Origin of the sequence: Butyricimonas sp. DFI.6.44 (assembly GCF_022132345.1) — a bacterium.
GTDB lineage: Bacteria > Bacteroidota > Bacteroidia > Bacteroidales > Marinifilaceae > Butyricimonas > Butyricimonas muris.
Genome location: NZ_JAKNJD010000013.1, coordinates 119,634 through 140,792 on the forward strand (window position 1 = coordinate 119,634; position 21,159 = coordinate 140,792).

A 21,159-nucleotide genomic window follows, 5' to 3' on the forward strand; every position below is an offset into this window, starting at 1 on the left:
TAAAATGGAGTATGAGTAAAAACTATGATTCCTTTTCAAGAGGAAGAGGTTGCGTTATGTTTCTTCTTTTCTTCTTGATACTCCCCGGTTGGGGGGAGTTGAATGCCACGACGATTCCTAAAATAATTCATACAGAGTCGCAACAGGTTAAGGATTCTCTGATTCATGGAGTGGTTGTCGATGAAAAGAATGTTCCCATGCCGGGAGTGACCGTGCGAGTGGAGGGAACAAAAGTGGGTACTGCTACGGATAATAAAGGTGAATTTAAGCTACGGTTACCGGGGAAAGGTGGAGTCTTGATATTTACGTTTATAGGGTTTAAAGAAAAGAAAGTTGCTTATAAAGCGGGGGCACCTCGTATGGTGGTGGTGCTTGAAGAAGATGTCGAAAGTATAGATGAAGTTGTTGTTGTGGGATACGGAACAACAACTCGTCGTAAAGCGACCGGGGCGGTTTCCGTTATTAAAGCAGAGGAACTTGAGGGAATACCTACTTCTAATATAGCTAATCTTTTGCAAGGGCGGGTTGCCGGTATGGATGTTACCAATATGTCGGGAGCTCCCGGAAGCGGGGGAACGGCTATTACTATCCGGGGGTACAATTCGTTGGATGTTGAACAGGGACGGCGCTTTTCCAACCCGTTGTGGGTTGTTGACGGGGTCCCGTTGAATTCTTTTACTTCTCCGGTCACGGGTACAAATTTATTGTCGGATTTGAATCCGGATATGATAGAGTCTATCCAAATTCTTAAGGATGCGTCTTCTGCGGCTATTTATGGTTCTCGTGCTGCTAACGGGGTTATCATCGTGACCACGAAGAAGGGAAGTAAGAATCAAAAGGCTACTTTTTCAGTCAATGCCTCCCAGACTTGGAGTATTTTACCCCAGTTGCCCACGGTTACCATCGGGAGTGCCGAGCGTCGTTTCCGGCTGGAACAACAAAGACGGTCGATGGTGGCTTATCGGGATCCAGAAACGGGACGATATAAATATCCGACTTCTTGGAAAGAGGTATATGAAGTGGGTGGTGATGCAAAATTAGACGGTTTTTGGGAGCCGCATAGGAATTTAATTGCCAAGAAAGGAAATATTTATCAAGATAGTTTGAATGCTTTTTACGCTCATTCAACTAATTTCTTCCCGATGTATTATCGCACGGGGAGAGTGACGAATGCCAATATTCAGGCTTACGGGGGACAAGAGAGAATGACTTATGGTATCGGTCTCGGGTATTATGATGAAGAAGGTATTGTGAAGGGAACCGGGTATAATCGTATCGATTTGAATTCGCAGATGAATGTTACTCCCGTGGAACGTTTTAATGTTGATTTGCGTTTCAACGCTTCTCTTGCCGGTCGTATGCGGGGAGTTCGGTCCGGGCAATTGACCTCCGTGCAGAACGTGGAAACGGTACCGGGAGATCCTTACCAGTTAAATACTTTCTTGCCGGGAGAAGGAACTGTCGTTTGGGATGAGATTATTAATCAATATCAAGGGATTCACGAACGGAATCGGTCTGTACGTTTGCGTTCTAATTTTAAACTCGGTTTGGATTTGATCGAGGGATTGAATATTTCGGCTTCACTTGCTGCGGATTATTCAATTGAAAGAAGAAATTATTTTGCGCCCGCTTCGTTGGACGTGAACGGGTGGTCGAACAGTTTGGGAGAAACGGGAATTAATCTAATGGTATTAAATGAGAACTTGATTTCTTATAATAAGATAATTGGAGAGAGTCATTCGATTTCTGCTATCGGTGGTTTTTCTTATCAATATGACCAGATAGAGTACAACGGGGGATATGCCCGGAATTCTCCCAGTGATAAGATCGAGTATGCGCCCGGTGGACTACCCGGTTTAACGATTTTGGGAAGTGGTGATTTTCAACAAACTGTTGCGTTGAAGAATTATATTTCGGACATGGAGGAGAAAACATTACTTTCGTGGTTTGCCCGTTTGGAGTATAATTATTTGCAGAAGTATTTTTTATCAGCTTCCATACGGAGGGATGGTTCGTCAACTTTCGGGAAAAATAACAAGTGGGGGACGTTTCCTGCTATTGCCGCGGGTTGGACTTTCACGGAGGAAAATTTTATGGAGTCGTTCAAAAATTGGTTCAATTTTGGAAAGCTTCGGGTGAGTTGGGGGATGTCCGGTATGCATTTTTATCAGAATTATCTGGCGTTGGGAATTATGGCCGTGGATAATTCTTCTTATTTGGGTAATCCTGTTATTACTCCGGTGTGGAATGACGGGTTGTATAATCAAGATCTATCGTGGGAGAAAACGTCCCAGTATGATTTCGGGCTTGATTTGAATTTTTTGAATTATCGACTTGGTGTTACGTTAGATTACTATTACCGGTATACAGAAGATTTGCTAATGCCTGTGCCCCTGCCGGGAAATTATAACGGTTTTCACAATCAATGGAGGAATACTGCCGCAATTTCTAATGAAGGTATAGAGTTGATGGTGGAGTATAAGTTCTTTGATCGTCCCGATTTTTTGTGGCGTATGTCGGTTAACGGGGCAAGGAACTGGAATCGTTTTGAGAAGTCATACGATGGTCATGATTTGGATAATAAGATTATAGGTAAGCCTCTTAATCAGATGCGCGTGTTGAGAACGGAAGGGTTTATTAATGATCAGGCGGAAGTTCCTGTTAGTTGGAAAACAGATGGTTCAAACGGACCGATGAACGTGGGTTCGGGATATATGCAACCGGGAGATTACAAAATCGTGGATGCGAGTGGCGACGGTCATATAGATGGTAATGATTTGGTATATATCGGAAGTGCTTTGCCCTCTATATCCGGGGGAATTGTCAACGAGTTGAAATGGAAGGGATTTGATGTTAATATGTTATTAAGTTATCAGTTGGGAAGGCATATTTTGTATCCGTATGCAGTACAGTCTATTATGATGAATAATGATTACTACGCTTTGGTTTTCGATTTGGAAAAAACTACTTTCTGGGAAAAAAACGGGGATCGTGCCGATTATGCTAGATTGCAACCGGGAATTCTTGATAATCATGTGTATGATTATTTGTTAGATAGAAATGTTTCCAAGGTGAATTGGTTGAAATTGAAAACATTGACTGTTGGCTATACTCTTCCCTCTCGATGGACGAGACGTTGGTTTATCGATCAATTGAGGTTTTTTGTTAGTGGAGAAAATTTGTTGACTTGGACGAATTATATCGGTATGGATCCCGAAACTGTCGATATTACCACGGGTATTGACGGGGTGCTTACAGGAAATGGAATACAAGGTTCTTATCCCTTGGCGAGGAAGTTTACCATAGGTGTTACGTTTAAATTTTAGTGAGGATGAGAAAACTTAGTTATATTATAGGTTTGGGCATTTTGTTCGGTTGTTGGGCATGTAATGACATTCTGGATATGGATCCGGAAAATTCGGTTACTTTTTCGAATGCGATGCAAACAGAACGAGAGATCGAGGTCGGTTTGGGAACAATAGAAAAGAAAATTCGGGATTATTCGCAAGATAACCAGCGGATTAAACCTGCTCGGGCCGGACGTTTTGCTTCCAATATTTGGGGTAATAGTGAACAAACTCTTGATCAACCGTATACTTACGCTTTGTGTGATTGGGGTAATATTTATCAGATTATTGCTTCGGCTAATATTGTTTTGCCTTATATCGATCAGGTAAAAATGACTCGAGAGCGAAGGAATTTTTACAAGGGTCAAGTATATTTTTTCAAGGCATTTTGTTATTACGAATTGATTCGCAGATGGGGTGATTGTCCTTATATCGGAACTCAGGTCGAGCTTGAGCCGATTGCCAAGTCTCCTTGGACAACGATTGCGGATTCCGCGATATACATGGCGCAGATGGCTGCGGATTTGTTACCGGAATTATCGCAGGCGACAAAATGTGATGGAGGCGGGATATCGTATAAGTCGACTCCAGTCAGAGGGGCTGCCAATACGTTGTTGGCGCATCTTTGCGCGTGGAAAGCGGGATGTAAGTATTTGGCTTCACGGGATGAGAATGATTACGATGAAGACGAGTTATGGCAAAGAGCGGAAACCGCTTGTACCGATGTTATTTGGTCGGAAGAGTACGAGTTAGCTGCTACACCGGAAGAAGTCTGCACGCGGGTGTTGGTTGATGGAGGGAAAGAAGCGATTTTCGTGAGTGTTTTCCGGAATTTCTGGAATGAGGTAGGGTCTAATCCTTTTAACGTGTATGCCACGATTTACACGACTTATCCGGTGAAACCGATGGTTGGTCCCGGTGAAAATAGAGGTTGGGATGCTGTAAGTTATCAGGATGTAAAAGCAATGTACCCGGGGAAAGATCAACGACGGAATGCGTATTTTTATAAGCCGGATTCCATGAACGTGCAGGTGGTCAGTGAAGGCGGTACGCCTTTGTATCGGGATGCGTTTTTATATAAATGGAGAAAATGTGTGTTGGAGACAGCGGGGAATGATAAGGGGAAGTTCATCACGTTTGATCAAAATATGATTTGGTGGCGGTTGGCGGATGTGATTTTATTGCGTGCGGAATGTAGATGCCATTTAGGTAATAAGAAAGGTGCGATCGATGATTTGAATACGGTACGTCGGCGTGCGGGAGCTGCTGATTACAAAAATACCGAGTATAACGGAGATTTGCAGCGTGCTATATTCAAGGAGCGGGAGAAAGAGTTGCTGTTGGAAGGTGAGCGTTATTTCGATATTATGCGCAATAATTATCGAAAACTTGATTTGAGGGGAAATTTTATCACCTTGGATGATCAGGATTTTGTTGACGGTGCGTTCTGGAATGCTGTCGGTTCGGCGGCTTTTGTGAGGAATACATTGATGAGACAGAATACGTTTTGGTTGAAAAAAATGTAGAATTATAAAGGTGTATGAAAACGATGTTGAGATATATTGCAATATGTATTTTGTGTGTCTGTTGTTTTGCCTGCACGAAACAGGATGTTATAGACACGGGTATTTCTTCTCCTTATTACGAGGGGTCGGTTATGGATTATCTTCGGGGGGATCATTACAATTTTGGTATGACGGTCGAGATGATCGAGCGTGCCGGACTTGTTGATTTGTTCGAGGGAATGGATGCGGATTGTCCGGAAATTACTTTTCTGGCGTTTAAGACACATACGGTTTATCTTTATTTGTTGCGAAACGATTTGGATAGTGTGCCTCAACTTAGTTCTACATTTTGTAGAAACGTGGTTATGCATCATGTGATCCGGGGAAAGCATCTTAAACAAGAGATGGGATACCGGAATCCCGAGGTTAATTTCACTGATGGGGAGTTACCCGCGGAGGAAATCGGCGGTAGTGTGTTTACGACGTTGGATGGAGGGGAAGTGTTGATTTACCGGGAGAAGACGGATTACGGGGGCATACCGGATATGGGACCCGAGTTTATGTATAGCTATTCTTTGACGGATAAGAAGTATTGGCCTGTTGCCACTCCTGATATCCAGCCTGTCAATGGGGTTATTCACGCTCTCACGGAGTATTATCGTTGGGATTATAAAATGGCGGAATGGCAGTAAGTAATATGATGGATGAATGTAAAAATTAGATAATATGAGAAAATTATTAGGAATAGTTCTGTTATTACTTGTCTACTGGGGATGTCAGGATATTACGGTAGGTTATCTGGATGTAAAAAATGCGGCATACAATCCGGATTCTCTAGTCGTACGTATTCATTTGGACTCCACGGGTATAGATGCACAACGTGTTAAAACGGGACAGCCTTGGATGAGTTACCAGATAGAAGGCGTGGAAGGTACGAGACCGATTTTTTTTAGTGTTCGGGATGTTGTGGCTTTTGATGGTGATAAAGATAGCATGTTGAAATGGTTGTCTGTTAGAAATGATGGAACATTTATGATTCCGTTAGAACATCAAATTGCTCCCGGACGCTACCTCATCTCTCTTGATTTTGAAAACGAAGGATATAAAAAGTTTAAAGATGCGGTGTTTACTGTAATTGTGAAAGAAAAATGATGAAATTGAAACAGATTATTGCGTGTTTGATTTTCGGTTCGCTTGTTGTTTTAATGGCTGTTCAGCAGAAGCCGGGGTTTGTTATTGAAGGTTATGTTGATACTCCCAAGGAGGGAACGATGTTACTTATTACTTTGAACGCCAGTGATACTTTTGCGAGGGCTCCTATCGTGGACGGTCGTTTCCGGCTCACGGGATCCGTTGATTCCATTATCGAGGCAGCGTTAATTCCTGAAGGGTGTACGATGGGATCTTTACCGCTTTTTCTTGAAAATAGCGAAAATAAATTTGAAGCTTATTATAATCGGACGAATGATATTTTTTCCAGTAAGGTCACGGGAGGAGGTATTCAAGATATTGCGGCTAAATTCTTAAGCCTTTCTTTGGGTTTTAGAATTAAAATGGATGCGGTAGCCAAGGATATTCAGCGGGCTCAACAGGATGGAAAGCAAGAAGATCTAGAGCGTGCCGCTCGTCGTTACGGGCAATTGAAAGTTCAAGCGCGACGGGGTGAGGACTCTTTGTTGAATGTATATAAAGATACTTATGTTGCGGCTTATTTGTTGTTTACCAGAAGCAGGCATGATCTTGATTTGTTGAAGGCGGAAAGTCGGGTGTTGGGACCAAACGCTTGGAACACGACTTATGGTAAATATATCAAGTCGATGTTGACGCAATACGAGAAGTTGAAAGTTGGGGAAACGGCACCTGATTTTTTCGCGTACACGCCTGATGGAGAATCGGTATCTTTGTATGATGTTAAAGGTAAGGTGAAGTTGTTGTATTTCTGGGCTTCTTGGAGTGGAGATTGCCAGAAAGAAGGTTCGAAATTACTAAAACTTTATGATGAATTTCATGACAAAGGATTGGAGATTGTCGGTTTTTCCATGGATCTTAGCGAGAAAAGGTGGTTGGGGGCTTTAGAACGGGATCAATATTCTTGGATTCAGTTGATTGATGAGAAGAATCAGGGTAAGGCTTCAGATTTGTATGTAGTTACATCAGTTCCGAATATATTGCTTTTGGATGAGGATAATAAAATTGTAGGTCGGAACTTGCAAGATGAAGTTCTTCGGGCGGAATTGGAAAAAAGATTAGGAAAATAATAATTGTAAATAGAGTTCCCGGGAAGTGAAACGGGAACTCTACTAGTATAAAATCTAAAATTCTATTTTATAACTAATATTCGGTATTACATTCGCTTCTCTTTCGGCCTCCACCTGACGCGTGATATAATTATACCTATGCCCGTAATAATCCTTGTATCCGGTAATATTCAGTACTTTGGCCGCAACCTCATGTGACACTTTTTTCTTGTTTATTTTATAACTTATTGTTAGATGTCCCAGTAAAACCGGGGCTAATTGTTTAGAATAAGGTTTACTCTCGTCATGAATTGCGTCTTGTTGTTTTAAAGAAACGATTTCATTAATCGGGGAATACCTGTCACCACCTTGAAATGTTGCTCTGGCATTTATCCCCAGTATATTCTGATTATTTTCACCTAGCATCCATTCTTTCCCCGCGAGTAAATTGAGTGCGAAATTACGATTGTAACGGGTATTATACCATTTGTCCCTTGTTGTTTTGTACCGAGAATTGAATATGGAAGCTGTTATCATGTAATAATCCCCGCGTGACATATATTTCTCGAATGTGATATCAATCCCGTAATTAAGCCCTTTCCCCGTGTTAATAAGTCTTTCCGACAGAAACCAATCATCATTGCCTTGTAAATTAATAAAAGAGTAGGTGCTGTCGGGCAAAACCGGAACATCATATAGATATTGTATATAAGGTTCAATTTTTAAATGTTTATTTTCCCCGATATTCAAATCATAACCTAAAGACAAATGATGCGCTTTCGTGAAATCAAGGTCTTTATTTATTTTTTCCCCTTCTTTTTCCGTGAAATAATAATTCAGCATTTCCAAACGGCTGTGCATGCCATAAGCCAAAGAGTATGCTTGGTTGGGCATAAATTGACATTTCAGGCTCACCCGCGGTTCAATCGTGTAATTCCCATTGAGGGTAAAATATTGCGCGTTTATCCCGACATTCACGCTCCATTGGTTGGTAAACCGGAACGTGGAAGAGGAATAAGCGGTAAGCAAAGAACTGAATCCCGACTCATCAGTTAAAGTTTGTAATTCTCCTCTTGTTTTTTGTGCGTCTTGCATGAACATGTCATATTTCAACCCGGTAATTCTGAAACCTGTTTTATTTGTATGATATTCACTGTATCGCTTTTGGAATGCGGAGGAAAGCACGAAGTTCCAGTTGGTATTTTTTATGACGTTTTTCGGTACAAGTAACACGTGTTCATTCATTCGTTCCGTGTGCATATCCAACCCGCTAACGGTCAACGCTATTGTTGTTTTCAAGAAAGATGTCTTGTCAATATTTATCTTGTGATTGACTCCCAATGCCCCGGCGTATTGTTTCACGTCTTGATTTTCCATATCCTGCTCGTATTGCCATTTGCTTTTATCTTTCTCCGCTATGGTACCCGAGTGGTCAATTAATCCCATTCCCCACGCGGAAAAAACTCCGGCCTTACGGGTTGGGAAAAATAATTTGAATGACAGGTCTTGATAGTCCGTGCCGTCCGCGTCTTCCGGTTGCAACGGTGATAATAATGCCAGCGTGGAATAACGGTAATTAAAGAGATAGGAACCGTCGTATCCTTTCGTGAAAGGTCCCTCGGATGCAGCCTCGATACCGAGAAAACTGATTTGCGCAGTATGTTCATGTCGTGTGTTATTGCCATTTCTAAGATACATGTCAAAAACACCCGATAGGGCGTTGTTGTATTCGGCAGGAAAAGCCCCGGTAAAAAAATCGGAGTTCCCGAGAACCAGACTACTTAGAGCTGTCAATCCACCACCGCCGAAACTCGTGACGTCTGCAAAATGGTTCGGGTTGGGTATCTCGACATCTTCCATGCGCCATTGTAGAAACTTGGGTGCGTTTCCCCGTATCGCGATGCCATTATTTCCCACGTTTGCCGTTACTCCCGCGAACGAGGATACCAGACGTGCCGGGTCATCCATCCCGCCCGCGTAACGGCTTGCTTCTTCCACGCTCAGCATACGCCCGCCTGCGATAGCCATGCTGTTAAGAGGTTGTGTTTTATTGATGCTCGGCTTGACTGTTATTTCGCCCAATTCCATTAAAGTTTCCTGCAAACGGATGTCAAGAATTATTTCTTTGGAAGAACTGACAAGAATCTCTTTCACGGTAACGGTTTCATACCCTAGACAACGTACTTCTATATTATGTCTTCCCACCGGTACGTTCGGCAAAGAAAATTGGCCTGCCGTATCCGTGGTGGCACCGATGACGGGAGTAATATTAAGCAACATGACAGACGCGTAAGGAACAGGAGTGCCACTATTTTTTTCGGTGACAGTTCCTTTGACGGTCTGGTATGATTGCCCGTGCGAGAAATTGAAAAATAGAGTATTCAGCAGAATAACAATACAAATTTTCTTCATGGCTTCAATTGCATTAAATTGTTTTTAAGAATTTTGATGCAAAATTACCCGGCTCCCGCGGCGGTTACAATACTGATAAATCAGTAATCACGTATCCAGTAAGCCTAATGTTTGAGCGTATTTAATCGCTTCTATGGAATTGTTCACGTTCAGTTTTTCAAGTATTCGTTGCCTGTGAGTATTTACCGTGTGTATGCTGATGTTTAAATATTCAGCGATTTCCTTGCTTAACTTTCCCCGTTCTATCCATTTCAATATCTCTATTTCCCGTTGTGACAAAATGGTGTCTTTATCGAAATATTTATCTAGCGGGGAAAATATATCTCCCGTTTTGAAATTGACCAGTTGGGAGTTGACTTTTGAAAAAGGGGATTGATTGAGGGAAATATCAACAATGCTTAAAGACAACCAAATATTACCCCTTTTGTCTATTTCCAGAATTTGTATTTGTTCGGTAATTCTTTTGTACTTACCGTTAATCAAAGTTCTGTATTCCCGAATCAGTTTGCTGTATTTCGTGTATTTATTGTGCATGAAAATATGCTTCATCGCGGCAATGCCGTTTTTCAGGACTTGTTCGTAATCATCGGGATGAATTTGCACGCTCGTGTATTCCCCGTTTGAATTTTTGAACAGTTCTTTGTGATACGATGACTCGTAAACATGGTATTTTTTATACATGTCGAAAATCGATACCGCGCTTCCTGAAAAAACAGTTGATTTTGATAAAACCGAAATATGTTTATCCAGTATGTCATAATCCAACTCTTCTTTATCGAAATGCTGGGATTTCAACAATTCGAGGTATTCTTTTTGAAGGTTATCCATAGAATTGACTATTATGTTTTTTCAGGCGTAAAAATAGTAATTCTCGTGTAAAAACAACTTTTAGGCTTCACTTCAAAACACGCCTCTCGCCCGTGAGGTCAAATATTCAGGTATAATATTGAAAGCTACAACCGCATGTGTAAAATAGGATATTCTTTACCTTCTCCGTCTAAGCTTGACCTTTTGTATACGCTAAAGCCCATATGTTTATAAAAACCGACAGCTTGAGTATTTTGCTCGTTCACATCGACTTTAGTTACTTGCAAATTATCTATGGCATAAGTAATCAATTTTTTCCCGATACCCGTGCCTCGATAATTATTGTCGATAAATAACATTTCAAGATTTCTTTCCGCGATACCCATAAACCCGATTAAGATACCCTCTTGTTCAAACCCGAATAGAGTGACATGCTGAAAATATACCGGAAGGTGTTCTTTATAGTTTAGAAAATCTTCCTCTTTGAGAAAATCATGTGTACTCAACACTGCACTTTCCCAAATTTCCGTCAAACGCGGATAATCCGTAGTTTTTATTTTTCTAATCATAACTGTACTTTCGATTTAAGGTTGTAAAGTTCGGAACTTACATATTCAAAGCACTGAACCCAAGTTAAGAAATACGTTTACGGATTCTGCTTAGTGCTTGCGGTGTGATACCCAAGTAAGAAGCTATATCTTTTAATGGTATATAGTTTAATGTAATGCCATATTCTTCAATCATCTGTAGATAATACTGTTCAGGAGAATATTTAATCAAGTCGATATTTCTTTTCAAGAGTTTATTCAACAATATAGCATTCAAATCTTCGAATACGGTTTTTACCTTAGGGATAGCAGTATATAGTTCATTTACTTGTTGTTTGTCTATTCGGTAAATAACGCTATCTACAATTGTTTGCACGTTAAATGCAGACCTTGTTTGTAATGTAAAAGATATGTTTGACATTGAAAACGTACCCTCTTTACAAAACCAGAAAACTTGTTCTTCCCCTTTATGATTTAAAAGCCAGCAACGTAATATTCCGTCAAAAACGAAATGACTATACCTTTCTATTTCTCCTTCCTTAATCAAGAATGTGCCTTTGCTAATTAATATTCGTTCAAAATATTGGTCGAATAATTTAGATTCCTCCAAATTAAAAGTATTGGTGCTAAAATTAAATTCTTTAAGTAGTTTTTCTAAAAGCATAAACTAAAAGTCACTGGATTATAAAAAGAAAACCTGTAAGTTGTTGATGCTTACAGGTTTTTATCTTTCCTTTTCGCCTTTCGGCTCCACGGGAGTGGGCGCTGAGGGATTCGAACCCCCGACCCTCTGGGTGTAAACCAGATGCTCTGAACCAGCTGAGCTAAGCGCCCGTGTTGCTTGATTGCGGGTGCAAATGTAACGCAATTTTTGAATACTGCAAAAGTTTAGTCGATTTTTTTTTCAAAAAAGAAGAAGGTTTTATTTAAATGTGGAATTTAATGATAGAGAAAAGTCATTTTAAAATTATTTTTCACGTAAATATAGATTTTATTGTATTCTATGTTATTGAATGGTAGTTGTTATAATTTTATTAGATGTAATCATAAAAACAATCGATTTGATTTATATTATTATACTTCTTATATTTGTAATAGAAAAATGAAAGAGAAATATAATAATAAAAATCAATAGATATGAAAACAAAGAATTTAATCGGATTAGACGTTGAGAAATCAAAACAATTAGTTGAGCATTTGAATGATTTATTGGCAAACTATCAGTTGTATTATCAGAACGTGAGAGGTTTCCACTGGAACGTGAAGGGACGCGGGTTCTTCCAGTTGCATGCCAAATTTGAAGAGTATTACAATGACGCTATCGAGAAAATAGACGAGATTGCTGAGCGCGTGCTTACGTTGGAAGGGACCCCGTTACACGCTTACTCGGCTTACATGAAAGTAGCCGAGATCAAAGAAGTAACGGGTGTTTCCAACGGATTGGAATGCGTGAAGCATATCATGGACAGCCTCGTGATTTTAATCCGGAAGGAAAGAGAGATTTTGGCACTTGCAGCCGAGGCGGGAGATGACGGTACTCAGGATATGATCAATCCTTATATCTCCGAACAGGAAAAGACTTTGTGGATGCTACGGGCATTTTTAAGTGAATAAGTTTAAGTTTTGAATTTGTAACCACAGAAGGCTATCGGAATCATCCGGTAGCCTTTCTCTTTATCAGCTATAGAAACCTTTTTCGGCAACTTCTCCCTTGGGGTGACGTTTTAATTACTATATTTGCGTTATATAACAATCTAATTCATCAACACCATGTGGGAGTATATTATTGCCGGAATAGTGACTTTAAGTAATCTGGCTTTCTTTCTTTACTATAAAAGAAGGATGTCCGAAGCGCGTGACGGTACGGCAGAAACGATGCCGGAGAGGATCATCAGCTCTGTGCCGGATATGATTTTCATGGTGGATAACAAACTGGAAATACAAAAGATATATAATGCCGACGCCTCGAAATTGTCGTTACCGGTTGAGGCGTTGATCGGGAGAAACTTGAAGAATTGTGTTGACCCGGAGTGCGTGGAGGACGTGACCGCTAATATACAAGAGGCTTTATTGACGGGCGAGGTGCGCGAGTCCGAGTATTCGGTAACGATGAACGGGAAAAAGATACTTTACGAGGGACGTTTCAAGCGGGTGGAGGATAATCTCGTCGCTTGTTTCGAGCGGGATATCACGGAACGTAAGAAGACGGAGGCTGAAATCAAGCAGAACGAGCGGCTGTTGAACGCTGTTTTGGATAATATGCCGATGCCATTGATTATTAAAGATATCGAGGACGATCTGAAATATATTTTTTGGAATAAACAATGCGAGCTACTGGGAGGATATACCCGGGAAGAAGTTCTCGGGAAAAATGATATTGAAATTTACGGTGAAGAACGGGGACGTCAGTACAGGGAAATAGATTTCGAGATTATAAAGAATGGCGGTTCGTATCGGGAACAAGAGGAGTACGTGACCCCCGATGGCGTGAAACACGTTTCGATCGTGAACAAAAACATGGTGGCAAACGACGTTCATCATTGGTTGTTAGCGACCCGTTGGGATATTTCCGATTTGATCGGGGTGCAGGAGCAATTGCAAAAGGCGAATCAAAATTTGAGGCAAATACAAGAGATCAATCAGTTGATACTGGATCACTCGAATAGCGGATTGGTATACGTGAACACGGATTATATCGTGGAATGGGAAAATTTGGCCAAGTATTCCACGCATCCTTTAGCCGGAAAATACAAACAAGGGGTATGTTGCTACCGGAACGTTATGGGCAGAGAGGAACCTTGTCCCGGCTGTGTGATGCAGCGGGCTTTGATTTCCGGTAAAGTGGAAACGAAGGAATTGGAACTGGAAGGCGATGTGTTTGTTGAAGTTGTGGCGACTCCCGTGTCCGCGGAAGATGGCAGGCAACCGCGGGGTGTCGTGTTGAAATACGAGGATGTAACCGAAAGGCGCAGAGTGGCGAAAGAGTGGATACGGGCGAAAGAGGCCGCGGAGAATTCCGATAAATTGAAATCGATGTTCCTGTCAAACATGAGCCATGAGATTCGTACGCCGTTAAACGCTATCGTGGGATTCAGCGAATTATTGACACAGACGGAAGACCGGACGGAGAGAGAAGAGTATATAGATATTATTCAACGGAATAACGAGTTGTTGTTACAATTGATCAGTGATATACTGGATTTGTCCAAAATTGAGGCAGGGACGTTGGAATTTGTTTACACGATGGTGGATATGAATGAATTGCTACGAAGTCTCGAGTTAAGTAGTCGCCAGAAAATAGTCGATAATCCGGATATAGAGGTGGCTTTTATCTCCCGTCATGACGAGTGCATCGTGTACACGGAGAAGAACAGGGTATTGCAGGTATTGTCCAACTTTATGAGCAACGCCTTGAAATTCACGAACAAGGGACACGTGTATTTCGGGTACGAGCGACGGGGGGATGAGTTACGTTTCTTTGTTTCCGATACCGGTAGGGGCATCCCGACAAATAAGCAAACCGATATTTTCAAACGATTTATCAAATTGGATAGTTTCTCGAACGGAACCGGATTAGGATTAGCGATATGCCAGACGATCGTAAATAAGCTGGGAGGTACTATCGGCGTGGAATCCGAGGAAGGGAGAGGAAGTACTTTCTGGTTCTCTTTGCCCTTGAAACCGGGGGATAGACTTCTATAATAGATAGTATAGGTTAGGGTGTAATCCTACTCGTTACCCGTGTGATTTCCGCGGGAATAGGGGATCACTTCCGGTTCAATAGTGCATGTAAAGTTTTAATTTAGCTTTTACTTCCCTGTACGAACGCTATTGTATATAGCGTTCGTATAGGGTTCGTATAGGGTTTCTATAGCGTTCATGACGGAAGTGATGCGGAATTACACCGGAATTATACCACGAATCCTGTGGGAATCGTGCATGTATTCCCTTTGTTCAGTACAGGTACAAATTACGATTGTTTCTCGATATCGGCTCGTGATTTACTTTGTGTCACGAGGTAGACGCCGAGGAACACGAGGAGGGCGGCGACGGGTTTGTCCCACGTGAAGCTATCCTGTCCGATGAGGATAGCAACGATCGAGGCGATGATCGGTTGGGCGTTGTTGTACATGCTGACAGTGGTCGGGCGGATACGTTTCAAGGCGATGGGTACGAGCAGGTAAGCGACTCCGGTTGCCATGATGACGATGTACGCGAGGCGTAGCAGGGCGTTCAGGTCAAGCACTGGTGTCATGAATATTTTGGATTCGCCGAGTTTGTCGAGGCCAAGGGGGAGAGCAACGAGCGCGGCAAAGAGAAACATCCATTTCATTAAAGTGACCGGGGAGTAACGCCGCGATATGGTGCGGGTGATGATCAGGTACGTGGCATAAGTCACTATATTCACGATGCAGAGAAGAGTGCCGAGCGTGTGATTGCTCCCGCCACCCGCGGGAGTGGATTGAAGTATTAATAACAATGCCCCGCAAGCCCCGATAAATACTCCGGTTGTTTTTTTGCCGGTGATAGGTTCTTTCAGGAACACGGCTGCCATGAGCATAACGATGACGGGAGTCATGGCGGCGATAAGGGAGATGTTGACGGGCGAGGAGTATTGCAAGGCGACGGCAAAGGACAATTGTGCCCCGATAAGCCCGAAGAGGGCGGCGAAGAAGAGTATTGTCAAATCTTTAAAACTTACTTTTTCTCGTGGCAAAAACAAGGAAATACTCCAGAAAATCAAGGTGGCACATGACATCCTGACCAGCGTGAGGGCAAACGGGTGAATCCATTCCGGGACTAATGTTTTGGCGATAGGGGTGTTCAATCCGAAGATGACGTTTGTCATTAGAATAGCGATGTGTCCTTGCCATTTTTCTCTGGTCATGTGAACTTGAATTAAATGTTCGTTACAAAAGTAGGACTAAAATCAGAGATTTGTTCCGGGATTTTATTAATTTTGAAAATCAATTTCGGATGTGGATTTTTGGGAGTGTCGAGTTTAATTGATGCAAGCGAATGGAAGAGAATTTGAAATATCGGGATATGGCGATTTTGACGAGGGATTTGAAAGCCGGGAAAGAGGCTGCTTTCGATTTTCTCTTCCGTACTCGTTACAAGAATTTGTGTCGGTTTGCCGCCACGTTTGTCGTGCATTTCGATGTGGCGGAGGATATCGTGCAGGAGGTTTTCGAGAAGATATGGCAGAAGAGTGCCCGGATTTCGGAAGGTGAATCCATTGATAGTTATTTGTTTGTTGCCACGCGTAACGCTTGCTTCACGTTCTTGAAAGATAGGCGGGAACGTGTTGATTTGGAGGGTTTGAAACAGGAGTTGGAGGCTCCCGAAGAGGTTGTCGAGTTCGAAAGTGCGGAGTTGAATCGTTTGTGGGGGGAGATCGAGAAATTGCCTTTGCAGTGTAAGACCGTTTTTAAATTGGTGGTGTTGGAAGATATGAAGTACAGGGAGGTGGCTGAGGCTTTGGATATTTCGGTGAACACGGTGAAGACTCAGGTTAAGATTGCCTATAAGACTTTGAGGGAAAGTTTACAACGGGGACAGTTTACTCTTTTCTTGTTGCTTTACGGGAGGAGGTAATTATATTCGGATATTTTTTTTCAAAAAAAATCATTTTTTTCTTCACCCTGTTTTCGTGTTTTGCAGTACTCTATGTAAAAATCATAGAGAATGAAAATTGAAGACAGGGTATATGAATTGATTTCCGGTAAACTCGATGACGTGTTGTCAGAAGAGGAAGAGAGGGAATTGTCGGGTTGGTTGGAAGCTGACGGGGAGCATCGGGTGATTTTCGATGAGATGCGGAGGTTGCACGAGCAAGCGAAATTGTTGCGGCGGGAGTTTAACCCGGACGTGGAGGGTACGCTGAGGAAATTGAAAGTGCGCGGTAGAAAACGGATCGGTTTGCGCATGTGGTGGAAGTATGCGGCGATGTTTGTTTTGCCGTTGGGTATTGCTTTTGCTTTGTGGCAGGGGTTGAAAGAAGAAAAGATTGTTTTGCATCGGCAATTCGGCGAGGTGGCTCGCCCGGGGGCGGAGCGTGCCGTGTTGAAACTTTTTGACGGGAAAACCGTGGTGTTGGATAGTACGTCTGGGAATATGTTGATTGCGCGAGGCGAGAATGTTCGGGTGGAAGTGGATTCGAATCGCTTGTTACGTTATTCCCGGGAGGATACTGTTGTGACTTCACGGGAAGAGAGGAAGAATGAGTTGATTGTTCCGAGAGGGGGGGAGTATCAGATCGTGTTGGCGGACGGGACGAGGGTATGGTTGAATTCGGCGACTAAGTTGATATTCCCTCAAAATTTCACGGGAAAGGAGAGAAGGGTGGTGTTGTCGGGTGAGGCTTTTTTCGAAGTGGCACGGGACGAGAATAAACCTTTTATCGTGGAGACTTCCAGAATGGACGTGAAGGTGCTGGGTACTCGGTTTAACGTGAATGCTTACACGGATAACGAGATGGTTTCGACCACGTTGGTGGATGGTAGCGTGGAAGTGGCTTCCGGTACACAGAAACCCATTACGCTGGTTCCGGGAGAGCAGGCGTACGGGGAAGCGGGTGAGCTAGAGAAACGGGAGGTGAATATACGGTTGTACACGTCATGGATAGATGGTAGGTTCATGTTTAATAACGTGGAGTTGGAGGAGATAGCGAAACAGATTTCTCGTTGGTATGACGTGGAAATTTTTTTCACGAACGAGAACGTGAAGAAAACCCGTTTCACGGGTGGAATGGTGAAGTTCAAACCGTTGGATGATTTGATACGGATGATAGAGAGCACGAGTTCGGTATGTTTCAGCGTGAAAGGGAGAACGATAGTGATTTCGGAAGGATAAATAAATACCGGAAACGTGTGATGGTATTCCGGTATTTGATGGGTAAATGTCTTGCCCGACGTTTGGCGATGGAGGACAAGACGAGTTATAAATCTTAAAAACAAATGTATGGAAAAAAAATGTGATTTGGGGCTTAATCCCCCCAGATGGCTGAAAAAATTTTTATTAGTCATGCGAATAACAGGTATTTTGTGTTTGGTGTGCGTGATGCATTTGTCGGCGGCGGTGTACTCGCAAACGGCACGTATTAATTTGAAAATGAAGGATGCCACGATCGAGCAGGTGTTGAACCGGATTTCGGAGTCGACAAAAATGGATTTTTTTTACAGTAATTCGAAGATTGATGTGGCGAAGAAAGTGAATGTCGATTTTTTTGACGCCACGCTGGAAGAGGCTTTACGTGCCTTGTTTAAGGGGTGTGACGTGAAGTTCGAGATTAATGACAATTTCGTTGTGATTCACTATGTGCGGGCACTGGTGGCTGCCGATACCTTGAAAAAAATTACGGTGATGGGTACGGTGAAGGATGTTGACGGGATGACGTTGCCGGGGGTGACTATTCAGGTGAAAGGTACTACAATTGGTTTTACCACGAATCTCGAGGGGAAGTTTAATTTTGATTTGCCACAACGGGATTCGCTGGTGTTGATTTTTTCGTACGTGGGTTTCCAAAAACAGGAGGTGCGTTTGAAAAAGGATAACAAGCCTTTGAATATCGTGATGAAGAATGATTTGGCGGAGATTGACGAGGTGGTGGTGACCGGTATTTTTAATAAGCCGAAGGAGAGTTTCACCGGTGCGGTGAAGCATATCACGAAAGAGGATATTATGGCGTTCGGGAACCGGAATTTGTTGCAGACGTTGAATAATATTGATCCGGCTTTCGTGATTCGAGAGAATAATACATACGGGTCGAACCCGAACGTGTTGCCGGAGATTCAGATTCGGGGAATTTCCGGATTGCCGGATATCACGAATTTGCAGAGTTCGGCTCGTGCTGAGTTGAATCAGCCGTTGTTTGTGCTGGACGGTTTCGAGGTGACTTTGGAGCGAGTGATGGACTTGAACCCGGCGGACGTGGAGTCGGTGACTATATTAAAGGATGCCAGTTCCACGGCGCTTTACGGATCACGGGGTGCGAATGGGGTGGTGGTAATCACTTCGACGAAGCCTCGGCAAGGAAAATTACGGATTTCTGTTACTGCCGGGCTTAACGTGGAGATTCCTGATCTGTCCAGTTATAATTTGTTGGGTGCCAAGGAGAAATTGGAGTTGGAGGAGCGTGCCGGATTGTACAATAGTGCTGTGCGCCAAGATTTGTACCGACAAAACGCAAGGGCTGTTGCCGAGGGCGTGGATACTTATTGGATTGGTAAACCTGTTCGCACGGGTATCGGTCAGGATTATATGTTGGATATGGGGGGTGGTGACGAGCAATTCCGTTATACCATGAATTTGTCCTATAAATGTGTGGCGGGAGCCATGAAGGGATCTTTCCGGAATAATTTTAATGGGACTTTGGGAATCAGTTATTTCTTTGACAAGTTTCGATTCATGAATACTTTTACATTGGGATTGAATAATTCGGAAGAAAGTCCTTACGGTACTTTTTCTGATTACGTGACAATGAATCCTTATTGGTATCCTTATGACGAAAACGGTCGTGTGGTGAAATCTTTTTACACGTTTGGTTCAACCACGGGTGTTGATCTTTGTCCCAACCCACTGTGGGAGGCTTCTATTAATAAGTTTAATAAAAGTAAGTACACGAATATTCGAAATGCTTTTCGCGTGGAGTGGGATGTGGCAAAAGGATTGAAATTAGCTACCAATATCGGTTACACGACCCAGACAGACCGGGATGATAGGTTTTCACCTAAATCCAGTAATGATTTTAATCAAGTGTCGGATCCTGACGGAAAGGGAAGTTATACGTGGGAATATCGAGAGATGCGTTCTTGGCAGTGGAATTTTAATGCCGCTTATGGAAATACGTTTGGGCGTCATAGTGTGTATGGTGGTGTCGATGGGAGTTTTTCCGAAACGAAAAATTTAGGTTATATGTTGTGGTTGAGGGGATTCGCGAATGATAATCTCACGGATATTTCTAATGCTGCGCAATTCGGGAATGAACGTCCTTCTTCTTCGGAGTCTCATTCGCGTCAGGTGAGTTTTACATTGACCGGAAACTATAATTACGCTAGTCGTTATTTCTTTGATTTTTCTTATCGTTTGGATGGAGCTTCCTCTTTTGGTTCCAATAATCGTTTTGCGCCGTTTTGGTCTATCGGTTGTGGGTACACGGTCAGCCAAGAGAATTTTTTTCAAGAGCGGTTGCCTTGGGTGAATTTACTTCGTTTACGTTATTCTTACGGGGTGAATAGTGCTTTGCCTAGCGATACATATAAGGCCTTAACGACATATGAATATGATAGATCGCAACGGTACGAGGGGGATATGGGGGCCATGTTGAAGGGTATCGGAAATGAAAATTTGCGTTGGCAGAACACGTATCAGCATAATATCGGGGTGGATTTGACTTTGTTTAACGAAATTGTGTCCATTCAAGGGAATTATTACCGGAAAGAAACTAAGAATTACATCTCGGATTTGGGTTTGACGTATTCACACGGTTTCGAGGAATACACGGAGAATGTGGGTAACTTGCGCAACGTGGGAGGAGAGGTAAACGTTTCTGTGAATTTGTTGCGGAATCAGAATATTATGTGGTCGGTGCGGGGTGCGACGTCGTGGAATAAGAATACGATTGTAACTCTTTCTGACGCAATGAAGAAGCAGAATGAGCAAACGGTAAATAATCAGACTGGGTCTTTTATTTATTTGCAATACAAGGAAGGCGAATCGATGGATGCAATTTACACGTTTATCTCGCCGGGCGTGGATGTGATGACTGGAGAGGTGCTTTATATGGATCGGAATGGACGTATCTCTTCGGAAATTGATATGCAGGCGAAGGTGAAGGTCGGGAATGAGGTGCCGAAGGTGAATGCGCGTTTTAGTACGATGTTCCGTTACAAGTCTTTCTCGTTGAATACCGGTTTTGAATTGCGGTTAGGAGGGCAGAAGTTGAATCAAACTTTGTTGAATAAAGTGGAAAATGCCTATGTTGAGGTAAATGTTGATAAACGGGTTTTGACTAATCGTTGGGAAAAACCGGGAGATAAAACGCCGTACAGGGGATTGGCAAACACTAAAAATACGGTTGCTAATAATCGTTTTGTGATGGATGAGTCTACTTTTATATGGAGAAATATCAATTTGCAATATGATTTTCCGCGGCGTATTTGTAAGTATATGGGAATGGAGCGTTTGAGTTTGTCGGCCAGTATGATGGATCTTTTGTATTTGTCCACGATAGAGCAGGAGCGGGGAACGGCTTACCCGTTTGCCGTGAAGCCTTCGTTTTCAATATCATGCACGTTTTAAT

Annotated in this window: 15 protein-coding genes and 1 tRNA gene; 10 read left to right on the top strand and 6 right to left on the bottom strand. The window is 42.6% G+C overall.

Going from position 1 to position 21,159, the window contains the following annotated elements; all coding sequences use genetic code 11:
- Positions 1 to 11 precede the first annotated feature (11 nt).
- From L0M98_RS17715 to L0M98_RS17735, 5 genes are read left to right on the top strand one after another with little or no spacing between them, the layout of a single operon-like run.
- Entirely contained in the window at positions 12 to 3,326 is a 3,315-nt protein-coding gene (locus L0M98_RS17715; protein WP_227217099.1) for a SusC/RagA family TonB-linked outer membrane protein, read from the top strand.
- A 5-nt stretch (positions 3,327 to 3,331) separates the two neighbouring features.
- Entirely contained in the window at positions 3,332 to 4,873 is a 1,542-nt protein-coding gene (locus tag L0M98_RS17720; RefSeq protein ID WP_186975892.1) for a RagB/SusD family nutrient uptake outer membrane protein, read from the top strand.
- Between the two features lie 14 nt (positions 4,874 to 4,887).
- On the top strand, positions 4,888 to 5,544 hold the full coding sequence (locus tag L0M98_RS17725; protein ID WP_186975891.1) for a hypothetical protein: 657 nt from the start codon (positions 4,888 to 4,890) through the stop codon (positions 5,542 to 5,544).
- A gap of 34 nt (positions 5,545 to 5,578) precedes the next feature.
- Positions 5,579 to 6,004 carry a hypothetical protein gene (locus tag L0M98_RS17730; protein ID WP_099291739.1) on the top strand — a complete coding sequence of 142 codons (426 nt, stop codon included), beginning with the start codon at positions 5,579 to 5,581 and terminating at the stop codon, positions 6,002 to 6,004.
- On the top strand, positions 6,001 to 7,110 hold the full coding sequence (locus tag L0M98_RS17735) for a TlpA disulfide reductase family protein (protein ID WP_186975890.1): 1,110 nt from the start codon (positions 6,001 to 6,003) through the stop codon (positions 7,108 to 7,110). The genes L0M98_RS17730 and L0M98_RS17735 overlap by 4 nt, the downstream gene beginning before the upstream one ends.
- Positions 7,111 to 7,164: 54 nt before the next feature.
- On the opposite strand, the gene L0M98_RS17740 is transcribed toward L0M98_RS17735, so the two are convergent.
- From L0M98_RS17740 to L0M98_RS17760, 5 genes are all read right to left on the bottom strand, one after another.
- Positions 7,165 to 9,501, bottom strand: a complete 2,337-nt coding sequence (locus tag L0M98_RS17740; RefSeq protein ID WP_227217098.1) for a TonB-dependent receptor — start codon at positions 9,499 to 9,501, stop codon at positions 7,165 to 7,167.
- A gap of 87 nt (positions 9,502 to 9,588) precedes the next feature.
- Positions 9,589 to 10,329, bottom strand: coding sequence for a response regulator transcription factor (locus tag L0M98_RS17745; protein WP_227217097.1), 741 nt, complete (start codon positions 10,327 to 10,329; stop codon positions 9,589 to 9,591).
- Positions 10,330 to 10,454: 125 nt separating this feature from the next.
- Positions 10,455 to 10,877 (bottom strand): GNAT family N-acetyltransferase, encoded by a 423-nt coding sequence (locus tag L0M98_RS17750; RefSeq protein ID WP_227217096.1) that lies wholly within the window; start codon positions 10,875 to 10,877, stop codon positions 10,455 to 10,457.
- A gap of 64 nt (positions 10,878 to 10,941) precedes the next feature.
- On the bottom strand, positions 10,942 to 11,520 hold the full coding sequence (locus L0M98_RS17755; protein ID WP_227217095.1) for a Crp/Fnr family transcriptional regulator: 579 nt from the start codon (positions 11,518 to 11,520) through the stop codon (positions 10,942 to 10,944).
- Positions 11,521 to 11,615: 95 nt separating this feature from the next.
- Positions 11,616 to 11,690: transfer RNA gene (locus L0M98_RS17760), tRNA-Val, on the bottom strand.
- A 303-nt stretch (positions 11,691 to 11,993) separates the two neighbouring features.
- On the opposite strand from L0M98_RS17760, the gene L0M98_RS17765 reads away from it, so the two are divergent.
- Complete coding sequence (locus tag L0M98_RS17765) at positions 11,994 to 12,470, top strand: Dps family protein (protein WP_099291745.1); 477 nt, start codon at positions 11,994 to 11,996, stop codon at positions 12,468 to 12,470.
- A 156-nt stretch (positions 12,471 to 12,626) separates the two neighbouring features.
- Positions 12,627 to 14,558, top strand: coding sequence for an ATP-binding protein (locus tag L0M98_RS17770; RefSeq protein WP_227217094.1), 1,932 nt, complete (start codon positions 12,627 to 12,629; stop codon positions 14,556 to 14,558).
- 268 nt (positions 14,559 to 14,826) lie between these two features.
- Here L0M98_RS17770 and L0M98_RS17775 read toward each other — a convergent pair whose 3' ends face one another.
- Entirely contained in the window at positions 14,827 to 15,744 is a 918-nt protein-coding gene (locus tag L0M98_RS17775) for a DMT family transporter (RefSeq protein WP_227217093.1), read from the bottom strand.
- A gap of 131 nt (positions 15,745 to 15,875) precedes the next feature.
- Between L0M98_RS17775 and L0M98_RS17780 the strand changes: the two genes are divergently transcribed.
- The 3 genes from L0M98_RS17780 to L0M98_RS17790 all read left to right on the top strand — a co-directional run bounded on the left by L0M98_RS17780 (position 15,876) and on the right by L0M98_RS17790 (position 21,158).
- Positions 15,876 to 16,454, top strand: a complete 579-nt coding sequence (locus tag L0M98_RS17780; protein ID WP_227217092.1) for an RNA polymerase sigma-70 factor — start codon at positions 15,876 to 15,878, stop codon at positions 16,452 to 16,454.
- Positions 16,455 to 16,544: 90 nt separating this feature from the next.
- Positions 16,545 to 17,711, top strand: a complete 1,167-nt coding sequence (locus L0M98_RS17785; protein ID WP_227217091.1) for a FecR family protein — start codon at positions 16,545 to 16,547, stop codon at positions 17,709 to 17,711.
- 108 nt (positions 17,712 to 17,819) lie between these two features.
- Positions 17,820 to 21,158, top strand: a complete 3,339-nt coding sequence (locus L0M98_RS17790; protein ID WP_227217090.1) for a SusC/RagA family TonB-linked outer membrane protein — start codon at positions 17,820 to 17,822, stop codon at positions 21,156 to 21,158.
- Position 21,159: the final 1 nt, after the last annotated feature.